This is a genomic window from Halobacillus halophilus (assembly GCF_020171985.1).
GTDB classification, from domain to species: Bacteria; Bacillota; Bacilli; order Bacillales; family Halobacillaceae; genus Halobacillus; species Halobacillus halophilus_A.
Genome location: NZ_JAIVAL010000014.1, coordinates 57,234 through 70,529 on the forward strand (window position 1 = coordinate 57,234; position 13,296 = coordinate 70,529).

Below are 13,296 nucleotides of genomic sequence, written 5' to 3' on the forward strand. Positions count from 1 at the left end.
CGTTATGTAGATTCTATTCCCTATCGCTTATGGTTTCTAACGATAGATTACATACAAAAAGACACCCGGTTATGGGTGCCTTTTAGACTTATGGAGTGATTGAAATTATTTAACTAGATTGCATCAAGCATTTGGAACTGGGCTTTCACCAATTCATAATACTCACCTTTTTGATCCATTAATTCATCATGAGATCCGTTCTCAAGTATGCGCCCATTTTCCAGCACATAAATATTGTCCGCCTCACGGATCGTGGACAGCCGGTGAGCAATAATAATGGCCGTTCGACCATGTAACAATTTACGGAGGGCTTTCTGGATACGGACTTCCGTTTCGGTATCGATACTCGCCGTAGCTTCATCCAAAATTAGAATTCGAGGATCGGCGAGTAAAGCACGGGCAAAGGAAAGCAGCTGCTTTTCTCCAGCTGATAGAATACTTCCTCGCTCTTCTACTTCTGTGTCATATCCCTCGCTTAAACGGTTAATAAAATCTTCCGCTCCTACCACTTTAGCCGCTTCTTTCACTTCTTCATCACTGGCCGTTGGACGACCAAAGCGAATGTTTTCGAGAATAGTTCCGGAGAAGATAAAAGTATCCTGAAGCACGACACTGATTTGCTGCCTTACACTATCAATGGTGGCATCCTGCAAATCGACGCCGTCAATTTTAACCGCTCCTTTTGTTGGATCGTAGAAACGGCTGATTAAATTGGCAATAGTCGATTTTCCGGAGCCGGTATGCCCGACGAGAGCCACCGTCTCTCCCTGCTTCATTTCTAGATTGATATCATGGAGAGCGATCCGTTTCTCATCATAAGCAAATTGAACATGATCAAATTCTATATGACCTTTCATGTCTTTCAGTTCAACTGCATTTGTCTTCTCTTTTACATTTGGCTGTTCATCCAGGAACTCAAAGATCCTTTCTGATGATGCCATCGCCATAAGCATTTGATTGTACATCATACCCAGTCTTGAGATAGGTTCCCATAGCATACCAAGGTACAGTGCGAATAAGACGAATTTACCAATGGAGATATCTCCGCTTAGGATCAGATAGGCACCGAAAGAAATAAGGATAACGGTTCCTATCGCATTACTCATCTCTACGAACGGCCGGAACATCGCACTTTTTCTAGTGGCTGTATTCCAGGACTGGAAGTTATCGCTGTTCACACCGTCGAAGTACTCTGCATTTTCTCTTTCCTGTGAAAAAGATTGTGTAATTCGAATCCCTTGAATACTCTCGTTCAAATGAGAGTTCAAACGAGACTGCTGAATCCGTACATCCTGCCAGGAGCGCCTGATATTACGGCGCAGCTTTGTAGAAATATAAAACATCAGCGGCATGATCACAAGAATGGCTAAAGCAAGCTTCGGACTCATCCAGAACAGAATTCCGATAATCCCTGTTAGCATGACTATATCCATAAGCAGGTTAATAATTCCATTCGTAAACAATTCCTGAAGAGAGTTAATATCATTCATTATTCTTACTAGAATGGAACCGGCTGATCTTGAATCAAAGAATTTGTGAGAAAGCCGCTGTACATGCGAAAACAAGTGCTGCCTAAGGTCATAAATTACATTCTGACCTAAGATATTTACATATTTAATCCGCAGTGTATTTGCAATATAACTAAGCATGTAAAGAATCGAAATACCGACTACGAGTTGAATTAAAAAATTCGTATCACTGTTACCGATCGCTTTATCAATCGCTACTCGCCCAATTAGGATCGGCACGACCAGACGGACAATCGTTGATACGAGCATTGCAATGATCGAGATCGGAAGCAGTGTTTTAGAGTAAGGCTTCACATAACGAAGCAGTCTCCACATTTGCGACCAGTTAAAGGGCTTTTCCACTGCCTGGTCCTGTGTATATTTAAAACGATTTAAATGTTTACTCGTGACAGGTTTATGTTTCGGTTTTTTTGCCACCTGGTTCTCCCCCCTTCTTAAGCATTAGAAGCATTTAGAATTTTTTCTTTATCCTGATACTGGATATCGTAGATCCTCTGATATGGGCCCCCGTTATCCACAAGTTCATCATGAATGCCTCGCTCTTTCACTTCTCCGTCTTCCAGTACGAGAATTTCATCCGCATGTTTCAAGGAAGAGATACGGTGGGCAATAATGAAGGTTGTCCTTCCTTTCATAACCTCTTGCAGCGCCTTTTGAATCTGGAACTCCGTTTCCATATCCACGGCTGAAGTTGCATCATCCAAAATAAGAACTGAAGGATCGATCAGGATAGCTCTGGCAATCGCAATACGCTGCTTCTGTCCTCCAGATAGTCCCATTCCTCGTTCACCAAGCAGGGTGTCGTAACCCTCCGGCATTTCCATAATGAAGTCATGTGCCTGCGCCCGTTTAGCTGCATCCATCACATCTTCAATGGTCGCATCTGGATTTCCGTAGGATATATTTTCCTTAATTGTAGTAGAAAATAAAAAAGATTCCTGCAGAACAAATCCAATGTTTTTTCTTAGTGTTTTAAGTCCATATTCCTGGACAGGGGTGCCATCCAGTAAAACACGGCCTTTCTCTGGTTCATAAAATCTGGTGATCAGCTGGGTAATACTGCTTTTACCTGCACCGGTAGCACCGATTAAACCAATCGTTTTGCCGGGAGGTGCATCAAAGGTAATATGTTTTAAAGCTGAATCGTCATCTTTTGAATAGGTTAAAGTTACATCTTCAAATGTTACATGACCCTGCAATCGATCTGCGACAATCGGTTCTTCTTTCTCCTGGATATCCTCTTCAGCTTCCAGTATTTCAAGTAAGCGTTCTCCAGATGCTTTTGACTGGGAGAAAAGGTTGATGACAAAGCCTAAGTTCATAAGAGGCCCGAGAATGTACCACACTAAACTGAAGAAGGCCACCAGTTCCCCTAGTTGAAGGGATCCGTTAATGACTAAGTAACCTCCGTAACCTAAAAGAGCTACGACGCATACGTTACCAATAAATTCCATTAAAGGGAAAAAGCGCGCCCATATATTAGACGTCGTAATATATTTCGATCGATAGTCTTCACTCCGGTCCGAAAACCTGCCGATCTCAAAGCTTTCTCTAGAGAGTGATTTCACCGTATTCATCCCGCTGATATTTTCCTGTACTCTCGTATTCAGTTTTCCAAACGACTTCCGGATCCGTCGGAAGGCTGGGTGTACTCTACGATCAAAACTGTAAATCACGACAGCAAGAAACGGCATGGCCGCCATCGTCACAAGAGCAAGCGGAATGGAGTAATAAAACATAACACTCAAACTAATGACAATGAGCAAGGTTATACGAATCAGTTCTGAAAAACCAAACGATAAAAAGAAGCGGAATCCTTCTACATCTGCCGTTAAACGGGACATTAGGTCTCCTGTTTTCGCATTATCGTAATATTTAAAGGATAGACGCTGCAGTTTTTTATATAACTCATCCCGAAGAGTGAAAACGGAGCTGATCCCGAAGTATTCTCCTAAGTATTGATGAAAATAGGTTGCGATCCCCTTCACGATCATTAACAAAATAAAAATGCCGCAAATGTATGGGATTAAATTATACTTTTCGTCCCGGATCACTTCATCTATCGTTTTTTGCAGGATGATTGGATAAACTACTGTGATTCCAGCTACGAAAATCAAGGACAATACCGATAAGAAAAAGAACTTGCGATAAGGCCAGTAAAACTGCTTTAATTTTTTAAAAGTCTCCATAATCCCCCTCCTCCAAATAATTTTAACGTATTTATAAATATATCGGGTATCGAAATAAAATGCCACCCTTACGTGCCAATTTTTAAAAATTTCTGCCAGTTTGAACCCTTCAGCCAGTGACGATGGTCATATCCATTTATTAAAATCCATTGGATCTATGAAGTAATTTTCAACGCAATATTCCCTATAAATATAAAACTTTTTCAGGGAACCTTAATCCAATCATAATCGTGAATCTGATAAAATCCGGCCCTGAAGTTTTACAACTCTCGTTAATGTAAAAAAAGCAATCCCCATAGGTATATGGGAATTGCTTTCTTGGCATTCCTTATTTTTGATTCAGACCAAGAACACGGTTCACACGTTTACGAAGCATTTTCATGCCGCCGCCTCCAGCTTGAAAGTGACGGAGATTTCCTTCTTCATCAAATACATAATAAGCAGGTACGTACTGATTATCGAATGCATCCGTAAGAGCATGCCGATTATCCACGTAAATCGGTTGAGTTATGCCATGCTCTTTCGCTACTTCCTGAATTTGATCTAAGTCGAGATCTTTTTCAGAACGAGGCATATGCACGGCAATTACGTTTAGATCATCACCATATTCATCACGGAATTCATTGACATTAGGCATGGCTTCTTTGCACATGCCGCAGCTGACGGACCAAAAGTGAATTAAGGTTGGTTTATCCCCAATTAAATCTTCTTTCGTGAGTGGCTCACTATTATACCATGTGGTTGCTTCTGGCAAATCAGGCATTGGCGTTCTTAAACGCATAATCTAATCCTCCTCTTCCTTGCTTAAGATAGAGAAAGGTCTAACACCTGGCATGTTAGACCCTTAATCTTCATTTAGTAAAGGGAACTTATAGAGTTTCTTGACCTGGCTTCCAGTTAGCCGGGCATAGTCCACCAGTTTGAAGTGCCTGCAGGACACGAAGCGTTTCATCTACATCGCGTCCAATATTGTTGTGGTTCACTACCTGGTACTGAAGCTCACCTTCAGGACTGATGATGAAAAGACCACGAAGAGCAACCCCTTCTTCTTCAATCAATACACCGTAGTCTTTAGATACCTGATGATTGGTATCGGCCGCTAAATGATATTCAAGGTCACCTAAACCGTTATCTTCGCGGGAAGTATTAATCCACGCAAGGTGAGTGTGTATGGTATCTGTAGATACCCCGATGACTTCTGCATCCAGATCTTCGAATTCGTCGAAACGATCCGAAAGAGCTGTAATTTCTGTAGGGCATACAAATGTGAAGTCCATAGGGTAGAAGAAAAGGACTGTCCATTTGTCATTCTTCATGTTCTCTTCCAGTGATACTTTACCGAATTCTTTGTTTGGAAGTACTGCATCCATTTCAAAGCGTGGTGCTTGCTTGGCTACCATACGATCTGCCATTTGAATCCCTCCGAAAAAAATAATGTAAAACTGTCTTTATCACAGTACCTAGTATAACGAGAACACTAATTATAGTCAATGTCACATAATAATAATTTTAATCTTTGTTGTTCCCGTAGAAAGTTTTCTTACGAATAGTATGTGCGACTCCGTTTCTCATTAAACAATAGTTCATCAGAAAAGTAAAACTATGTACGTCTCATCCCGAATGTTCTACATAAATTGCCAAAAAACGAAATAATAATTGAAATGATTCTGGACTTTCCGATATTCTATAAAGGAACCCTAGCAAGTTTTGGAGAAAGGAGTCGTAAAATGAATATATTTGAAGAAGGTTTTAAGTTTAATCCTTCCGTGGTTGTGGAGTGGATCATCACTGGAGGGCTCAAAATCCTCCTTTTACTTATTGCTTTTGCTATTGTGAAGCCGCTTGGTAAAAAAGCCATTGGTGCAGCAATGAAACGGATGAGCAATCAGCGGAAATTATCAAATGGACGAAGTCAGACGCTTGAAAAACTGGCCATTAATATTTTTTCCTATTCCATTACTTTTATTTTCATCGTCATGCTATTGAGTGCCCTTTCAATTGAAATTGGACCCCTGCTCGCGGGAGCCGGTATTGTGGGACTTGCTATTGGCTTCGGCGCTCAAGGACTGGTTTCCGATATTGTGACCGGTTTTTTCCTATTATCAGAGCGGCAGGTTGAAGTGGGAGACTATGTCACCGCTGGCGGATATGACGGAGTGGTTGAGGAAGTAGGTATACGCACAACTCTGCTCCGCAGCTTTGATGGTACCCTTAATTTTATTCCTAACCGTAACATCTCAGGTGTCGCCAACCACTCCCGTGGAAACATGCGTGCACTGGTGGATATCGGCATAGGCTATGATGAAAACATTGATCAAGCTATGACTGTTCTAAAAGAGGTTGCTGATGAGTTTGCAAACGATGAGCGTTTTAAAGAAGGCCCAAGCGTTCTAGGTGTCCAAAGCTTAGGTTCCTCTGATGTGGTCATTCGCATCTTAGGAAAAACGGAAAATATGGAACAATGGGCTGTAGAGAGAGACTTAAGAAAAGCTATGAAAGAAGCTCTTGATCAAGCTGGTATTGAAATTCCATATCCTCATCAAGTATATGTAACCAAAAAAGAGAACGATTAATCGCTCTCTTTTAAAACAGGCCCGGGGCAACCCGGGCTATTTTATTGCGTATCTTCCCAGGCTTCCACTTTCTTGATTTGTCCATCTTCCATATCTACGATTTTAAACTGTAATTTATCTTCCGATACAATGGTTCCTTCCCTAGCATCATAATCACGGGTATATATCCAGCCTGAGATCGTATCAATATCTTCATGATCTAAGTCTAATTCAAAAAATTCGTTGATATCCTGAATAGATGTTTTTCCTTCCAGAAGGAAGTGTCCATTTTTCAGCCGCTTGATTTCCCGTTCTTCTTCGTGATCAAATTCATCCCGAATTTCCCCCACGATTTCTTCGAGAATATCTTCTACCGTCACGATGCCAGATGTTCCACCATACTCATCCATCAGTACGACCATATGCGTACGATCCTTTTGCATTTTCACAAGCAAATCATGAATTGGCACATTTTCAAACACCTTCATAACCGGACGGATGAAAGACCGAATGGATCCCTGCTCTTCTACATCCTCATAAAAGAATTCTTTCATATGGATAATCCCGATCACCTGATCCTTATCACCATCTACCACCGGGTAACGCGTGTACCTTTCCTGTTTCATCTCACGCAGAACATTTTTCAAGGAATGATTAATATCGATCACAGCCATTTCTGTGCGTGGGATCATTATTTCTTTAGCCGTCCTATTATCGAACTCAAAAATACGATCTACGTAGGTGTACTCAGACCGGTTGATCTCTCCTTTTTGATAGCTTTGCGTTAAGATATGTCTTAATTCATCTTCTGAATGAACTTCTTCTGATTCATTAGCTGTTTGAAAACCAAAAAGACGAACCAGCACATTCGCTGAGCCATTCAAAAGCCAGATCAACGGATACATGAGTTTGCTGTACAGCATCAAAGGTCTGGCAAGAAGAAGTGTTATAGCTTCAGCCTTCTGTATGGCTACTGTCTTAGGAGCAAGTTCTCCGAGCACAACATGCAAAAACGTAATGATGAAGAAAGATATAGCAAAGGAAATCGTATGAGTAATTCCGGATGGTAAATTGAAATTACCAATTAAAGGATCGAGCAGGATCACAAGTGTAGGCTCACCCAGCCACCCGAGTCCTAAAGCGGTAATCGTAATGCCCAGCTGACAGGCGGACAAATAATAATCAAGATTATTCAGTACACGCAGCGAATTTTTGGCTCTTTTATTTCCTTCTGCAGCTTTTGCCTCTACACGTGTTTTTCTAACTTTTACGATCGCAAATTCACTGGCCACAAAAAAAGCTGTTAGAACAATCAAAACAGCTACGGCTAATAGTTTCAACGTCGATTCCATAATGCAACTCTCCCTGTTCTATGTACTGGAGGTGAAAACCTCCATCTGTTTCTTAGGAGAAACGAGCGTCCACTTCCTGACAAACTTCATCCGCAGTCTTCCCATGAGCATCAATAACAGAGGCTTTTGTTTCAGCATCCATGATTCCCATTACGTTGCGATCCTGTCCGGAAATAACACAGCAGTCACAGCTCGCCGCATCCTCCTGTTTTTTCATCTCAACCAACTCATACCCTTTTTGCTGAAGAGCTGAACGTATATCACTTAGATTTTCTTCAATACCTATTCTTTTCATCACCATCCACCTCCCTGCTTTGTTTTAACCAGCATCTATTATTGTTTACTGAAGGCAGATGGGTATGCATCGATTTCGTTTATAGACCTCTTATATGAGCTTCAACCAGGTCGACACCTACAAGCAGAGATTCTTCTTTTGGATTTAATGCCGATTGGTGCAGCCCAGCTTTAGAATCCACTCCGAGCCAGAACATAAATCCTGGAATTTCCTTCAGCATGTAGCCGAAGTCTTCACCGGTCATAGCCATACTTGCCTCTTTAAACTCGTAAGAAGAGCTATCTACCGTGTGTTTGAAGCTCTGCACAGCTTCTGTATCATTATAAACTTGATAATAATTGGATCCGTAATGGATAGAAATGCGGCAGTCGTTGCTTATTTCAAAACCTTTGGCCAGTTTTTCAATGTCAGCCTTGACTTGATCCATCGCTTCCGGTGTCAGGGTACGGATCGTTCCTTCAAGTCTCGCTTCCTGAGCAATAATATTTTGTACGGTTCCTGCTTCCATTTTACCTATTGTTATTACTGCGCTGTCGAGCGGATCTACGCGACGGGCAACGATCTGCTGAAGGTGAGTGACAAACGAACTGCCTGCAACGACCATATCCTTCGCCATATGAGGAAAAGCAGCGTGCCCCCCAACACCTTTAAAATCGATAAATAATTCACTTGTATTCGCAAAAAGCAGTCCGGGTTTCGTGGATACCGATCCTACCGGGAGCTCTGGAGCAATATGAAGTCCAAATATGGTATCGGGTTTATGCTGCTTTAGAAAATCAGCCTGAAGCATAGGCTCAGCCCCTCCCGGACCTTCTTCTGCCGGTTGGAACAAAAAGACCACGTGATGATCAGCAGGATCAGAAGCAAGTCGCGTCAAGGCCCCTAAAGCAATCGTCATATGGAAATCATGACCGCAGGCGTGCATTCTTCCCTGATGAATGGAACGGAACTCGAGACCTGTTTCTTCATTTAAGGGTAAACCATCTATGTCTGCACGGTAGCCAACCGTTTTCTCCCCACTCTTTCCTTCCACTTTGACAAATATGCCGGTTCTCCATGTTTCAAAGGTAAGAGCCTCCTGAGGAAGCTGCTTAATGTAGTCCAATAAGAATGTCTGTGTCTTTTCTTCTTGAAATCCAAGCTCAGGTATCTGATGCAGATTTCGTCTTACTTCAATTAATTTCTCCAATTCCACGGGGGACCCTCCTTATAAGAAAGGCCTTGCTGCTTCAGCAAGGCCTCATCCATACTTATTGATCTAATTTACGAAGTTCTTGTTTAATTTCAGTTTTTGATTTTGTCTGGTCATCGATATCTTTAATTTTCTTCGCTGGCGTTCCTGCGACGAGGGTATTAGGTTCTACGTCAGCTGTAACAATCGAGCCGGCTGCGACAACAGCACCTTCACCGACCGTGACGCCCTCAAGAATAACAGCATTCGCTCCGATAACCACGCCATCCTCAACGACTACAGGACTTGCAGAAGGTGGTTCAATAACCCCGGCTAGTACGGCACCGGCTCCAATATGACAGTTTTTCCCTACCGTAGCACGGCCTCCAAGTACAACGTTCATATCAATCATAGTGCCCTCACCGACAACAGACCCGATATTAATCATGGCTCCAAGCATAATTACGGCTCCATCTCCAATTTCCACTTGGTCACGGATAACAGCACCAGGTTCGATGCGCGCGTTCACTTTTTTAAGATCAAGCAATGGAATAGCGGAGTTTCTGCGGTCATTTTCAATAACATAATCTTTAATTTCACTGCTGTATTTTTCAAGAAGAGGCTGGATTACTTTCCACTCCCCGAATAAGACTCCGGACTGTCCGGAAACAAAGTCTTGTACTTGTTCTCCAAAATCCAGACTCTCAAGCTGGTCACCCTTTATATATACTTTAACAGGTGTAGATTTTTCACTGTTTGAAATAAATGAAATAATTTCATTGGCATCCATTTGATTCAAGTTAAACTCCTCCTTTTATGTACTTCTTTCACCCTTTACTTTATCAAAGCAGCATGGATGATATCAAACTTCTTTTTTTGGAAGTCGCAAAATTAATAAAAAACTAATGACGGCAAGGATGAGTATTCCTATATATACCATATGCAACCCTGAAGTTAGTCCTGATTGTAACACTTCCAGAGCTTGTCTGCCTAACTCATTTCTTCCGCTTTCCCGTAAAAGTAAATTAGTGGAATCCACGGTAAACTGCTCAGGTAAGCCCGATTGCTCAATCGCTGCATTAATCCGGCTGTTCAGCAGTCCTCCGAGCAAGGCGGCACCAATCGCACTGCCTATCGTCCTCATAAACATGTTCGTTGCCGTCGCTATGCCTCTTGTCTTCCAATCGACCGTGTTTTGAATAGAGACGATAAAGGAAGTGGATGAGAGCCCCATGCCTATTCCTATGAACAGAGAACCAATAGCAGCAAATAATGGACCTTTATCAGGCGTTAGTACTGAAAATAATGAAGCTCCTATAATCAATGATACCCCGCCAAGGACGGAAGTTGGACGGAAGCCTATTCTAAGTACAAGCCGTCCGGCAAGGGTGGAAGCAATAGGCCACCCGATCGACATAGCCGTCAAGGTAAAACCTGCGACAGTAGCTGACTGCTCCATAACTCCCTGTACAAACGCAGGAAGGTAACTCGTCACTCCCATGAGAATCATACCTGTCGTCAGAGAAGTTAAATTTGCATAGCGGATGGACTGGTACTTCCAAATATGAAAGGGCATCATCGGCTCGCGGGCTTTTCTTTCCACAAGGCAGAAAATAATAAAGCTTATAATAGAGGCTATTGATAAAGCGAACATAGTCCATGATTTCCAGGGGATGCCTACTCCTCCCTCAACCAGGATAAACATGAGTGTACTGATCGTAATGACCACCCAGAAAGAACCAGCTATATCAATGGGTCTTTTTTCTTCAGAGACGTCTTCATGGAAGAAAAAAATGACACCAAGCAAAGCCAGCAGGCCGAGCGGAACGTTCATCCAAAATACATACGGCCAACTGAGTACATCTACAAAAAATCCGCCCAGGGCTGGACCTGTCACGGCTGAGATCCCCCATACACTGGACAGATAACCTTGGATTTTCGCTCGTTCTTCCTTTGTATAAATATCTCCAACGATCGTTGTGGCTATCGGCATTAAAGCCCCGGCCCCAAACCCCTGAATGAGTCTTGCCACGATTAATACTTCCATCGAAGGAGAAAGGGCAGAGGTCACAGCCCCGATTAAAAACAGGCTGATTCCCATCATAAAAATCGGTTTTCGCCCAAATATGTCAGATAAACGGCCAAACAATAATACTGTCGCAGCATTGGTTAATAAATAAGCTGAAAATACCCAGCTGTATAAACTAAATCCTCCGAGATCAGCCACAATGCTCGGCATGGCTGTCGACACGATTGTTGCTTCGATAGCTGCCAGAAACATTGCCATCATAATGGAAGCTAATACGAGACCACGGTTTCTTCTCTTTTTCTTAGTCATGCGGACATCCACCTTTAAAACCATACGCTAGATTAAACGTTGCTACAGTAATGATAGAATCAATCACTTCATAAATACGTTCTTTGGAAGACTCGACTTCGAAATAATCTGGGGTCCGTTACTTTATAGGTATAGGGTTGATGGGGAAATAACTCGTCTTGTTCTATCACCCAGACACTCGAGCCATAAGCCGTTCATCAACGGACGGAAAGACCACCGTCGTTTGATGCTCGGCTTATGCTGGTCGTGTCTTGCGGGGTGATGCCACATTTGAACACTTTCCTATGGCCCTACACGAAGTAGGGTCGATCGACCCTGCATCGTGCAGGGCCGAAAAGCGAAACGTCTCCCGAAGGACCAAATTCTCACAAAAGTCTCGAAATCAAGTCTTCAAGTAATGGGAACCTTATTGGAAAAACGTCCTGTAGATTTTCCTGACCTGAACCATAAAAAATAGAAGGCACCGATATGATGCCCTCTATTTTATCATAGCTGTTATTTATAGTCTTTTGTTTATGTCCATTTAAAAGTCTCGTGATAATGTTTACTAAACTGTTTTAGAATGGTGCGCCGGGTGACAATTCCATCAAATTCACCATCATCATCAATTACACATACGAAAGGAAAATCAATTAACTTATGCAAAGCGTCAATCATACTGTCTTCATGATGGAGATATGGAAAATCTTTATCCATCACTTCTTTTACTTGAATATCAGATAAACGGTTTAATTCGAATTCTTCAATGCCCAGGGTTTCTTCCAGAATCTTCGACTTACTGATGACCCCTTTAAACTTAAAAGTCGGATCTAAAACAGGTATAGAAGAATAGCCGGTCTTTACCAGCACCAGCAAAGCGTGCTCCAATGGATTGCCAACTTGGACATGAGCTACTTTTTCAGAAGAAATCATTAACTCGGATACTTTTGGAATAACTAATGCTTCTTTTTCTATACTTACCATAAACTTGTTCTCTCCTTTTTCTCTTGCAACTGAAGGAGCAGAAAGACGCTTGGGTTAACCAGTAAATATAGTAACATACATCTGGATAAATCTCGACCTGCAAATTCCGACAAACCTTTTACTGAAGGGTTTTCAGTCTATTTTTTATACCCCTTCTCGTTATATATAAACCTTGTTGTTTATTAAATATTCACGAAGGCGTATAATAAAAAGCAACATGAATTTATTGGGGCTGAGAAACTAATGATGACACACACATTTTCAAGACGCGAAGAAATAGCGAATGCCATCACGCACGGCATTGGTGCTGTATTAAGTGTGGGTATGCTGGTGATGCTGGTCGTATTTGCAAGTCTGGAAGGAAACGCCTGGCATGTGGTCTCCGTTTCTATTTACGGGGTTACCATGCTTATGCTGTTCGTTTCTTCTACACTCGTGCATAGTTTTCCACCTGGGAAAATGAAAGACTTATTCGAGATTTTCGATCATTCAGCGATCTATTTGTTTATTGCAGGCACTTATACCCCGATCCTGCTCGTTCCACTGCGCGGTTCCTTAGGTTGGACCCTGTTTGGAATTATATGGGGAATGGCTATTTTAGGTGTCATGTTCAAAGTCTTTTTTGTAAAACGTTTTGTCGTTCTTTCTACACTATTCTATGTGCTGATGGGATGGCTTCTCATTATTGCATGGGGACCGTTAACCTCCGAAGTGCCGGCAGCAGGTATAACTTACCTGATTCTGGGTGGTGTCCTGTATTCCATCGGTTCAATCTTCTATGTGTGGAGAAGCTTCACGTACCACCATATGGTTTGGCATTTATTTGTGCTTGGTGGCTCTATTTTCCATTTCTTCACTATATTCTTCTATGTAATCTAATTGCACAAAGAAACCGCTGCTACGTGCA

The 13,296-nt window shown here is 42.1% G+C and carries 12 protein-coding genes; 2 read left to right on the forward strand and 10 right to left on the reverse strand.

Annotated elements, in window-relative coordinates; all coding sequences use genetic code 11:
* Nucleotides 1–113 precede the first annotated feature (113 nt).
* From LCM11_RS17925 to LCM11_RS17940, 4 genes are all read right to left on the reverse strand, one after another.
* Entirely contained in the window at nt 114–1,946 is a 1,833-nt protein-coding gene (locus LCM11_RS17925) for an ABC transporter ATP-binding protein (RefSeq protein WP_224895646.1), read from the reverse strand.
* Nucleotides 1,947–1,963: 17 nt separating this feature from the next.
* On the reverse strand, nt 1,964–3,718 hold the full coding sequence (locus LCM11_RS17930) for an ABC transporter ATP-binding protein (protein WP_224895647.1): 1,755 nt from the start codon (nt 3,716–3,718) through the stop codon (nt 1,964–1,966).
* Nucleotides 3,719–4,046: 328 nt separating this feature from the next.
* Complete coding sequence (locus LCM11_RS17935; protein WP_224895648.1) at nt 4,047–4,499, reverse strand: TlpA family protein disulfide reductase; 453 nt, start codon at nt 4,497–4,499, stop codon at nt 4,047–4,049.
* Nucleotides 4,500–4,587: 88 nt separating this feature from the next.
* Nucleotides 4,588–5,130, reverse strand: coding sequence for a peroxiredoxin (locus LCM11_RS17940; RefSeq protein ID WP_014643036.1), 543 nt, complete (start codon nt 5,128–5,130; stop codon nt 4,588–4,590).
* A 315-nt stretch (nt 5,131–5,445) separates the two neighbouring features.
* On the opposite strand from LCM11_RS17940, the gene LCM11_RS17945 reads away from it, so the two are divergent.
* Entirely contained in the window at nt 5,446–6,291 is an 846-nt protein-coding gene (locus LCM11_RS17945; protein WP_224895649.1) for a mechanosensitive ion channel family protein, read from the forward strand.
* Between the two features lie 41 nt (nt 6,292–6,332).
* Here the strand turns inward: LCM11_RS17945 and LCM11_RS17950 are convergent, their stop codons facing one another.
* The 6 genes from LCM11_RS17950 to cbpB form a co-directional block, all read right to left on the reverse strand.
* Complete coding sequence (locus LCM11_RS17950; protein ID WP_224895650.1) at nt 6,333–7,622, reverse strand: hemolysin family protein; 1,290 nt, start codon at nt 7,620–7,622, stop codon at nt 6,333–6,335.
* Nucleotides 7,623–7,674: 52 nt separating this feature from the next.
* Nucleotides 7,675–7,917 (reverse strand): YkuS family protein, encoded by a 243-nt coding sequence (locus tag LCM11_RS17955; RefSeq protein WP_014643033.1) that lies wholly within the window; start codon nt 7,915–7,917, stop codon nt 7,675–7,677.
* A 79-nt stretch (nt 7,918–7,996) separates the two neighbouring features.
* Entirely contained in the window at nt 7,997–9,112 is a 1,116-nt protein-coding gene (locus LCM11_RS17960; RefSeq protein WP_224895651.1) for an N-acetyldiaminopimelate deacetylase, read from the reverse strand.
* Nucleotides 9,113–9,167: 55 nt separating this feature from the next.
* Entirely contained in the window at nt 9,168–9,887 is a 720-nt protein-coding gene (gene dapD, locus LCM11_RS17965; protein ID WP_224895652.1) for a 2,3,4,5-tetrahydropyridine-2,6-dicarboxylate N-acetyltransferase, read from the reverse strand.
* Nucleotides 9,888–9,950: 63 nt separating this feature from the next.
* Complete coding sequence (locus tag LCM11_RS17970; RefSeq protein ID WP_224895653.1) at nt 9,951–11,426, reverse strand: MDR family MFS transporter; 1,476 nt, start codon at nt 11,424–11,426, stop codon at nt 9,951–9,953.
* 513 nt (nt 11,427–11,939) lie between these two features.
* Nucleotides 11,940–12,389, reverse strand: a complete 450-nt coding sequence (gene cbpB, locus LCM11_RS17975) for a cyclic-di-AMP-binding protein CbpB (RefSeq protein ID WP_224895654.1) — start codon at nt 12,387–12,389, stop codon at nt 11,940–11,942.
* A 243-nt stretch (nt 12,390–12,632) separates the two neighbouring features.
* On the opposite strand from cbpB, the gene trhA reads away from it, so the two are divergent.
* Nucleotides 12,633–13,268, forward strand: coding sequence for a PAQR family membrane homeostasis protein TrhA (gene trhA / locus LCM11_RS17980; protein WP_224895655.1), 636 nt, complete (start codon nt 12,633–12,635; stop codon nt 13,266–13,268).
* The last annotated feature ends 28 nt before the right edge of the window (nt 13,269–13,296 follow it).

Coding starts and splice junctions, on each gene's coding strand:
- LCM11_RS17930 (WP_224895647.1), bottom strand. CDS start 3,718: ATGGAGACTTTTAAAAAATTAAAGCAGTTTTACTGGCCTTATCGCAAG.
- LCM11_RS17935 (WP_224895648.1), bottom strand. CDS start 4,499: ATGCGTTTAAGAACGCCAATGCCTGATTTGCCAGAAGCAACCACATGG.
- LCM11_RS17940 (WP_014643036.1), bottom strand. CDS start 5,130: ATGGCAGATCGTATGGTAGCCAAGCAAGCACCACGCTTTGAAATGGAT.
- LCM11_RS17945 (WP_224895649.1), top strand. CDS start 5,446: ATGAATATATTTGAAGAAGGTTTTAAGTTTAATCCTTCCGTGGTTGTG.
- LCM11_RS17950 (WP_224895650.1), bottom strand. CDS start 7,622: ATGGAATCGACGTTGAAACTATTAGCCGTAGCTGTTTTGATTGTTCTA.
- LCM11_RS17955 (WP_014643033.1), bottom strand. CDS start 7,917: ATGAAAAGAATAGGTATTGAAGAAAATCTAAGTGATATACGTTCAGCT.
- LCM11_RS17970 (WP_224895653.1), bottom strand. CDS start 11,426: ATGACTAAGAAAAAGAGAAGAAACCGTGGTCTCGTATTAGCTTCCATT.
- cbpB (WP_224895654.1), bottom strand. CDS start 12,389: ATGGTAAGTATAGAAAAAGAAGCATTAGTTATTCCAAAAGTATCCGAG.
- trhA (WP_224895655.1), top strand. CDS start 12,633: ATGATGACACACACATTTTCAAGACGCGAAGAAATAGCGAATGCCATC.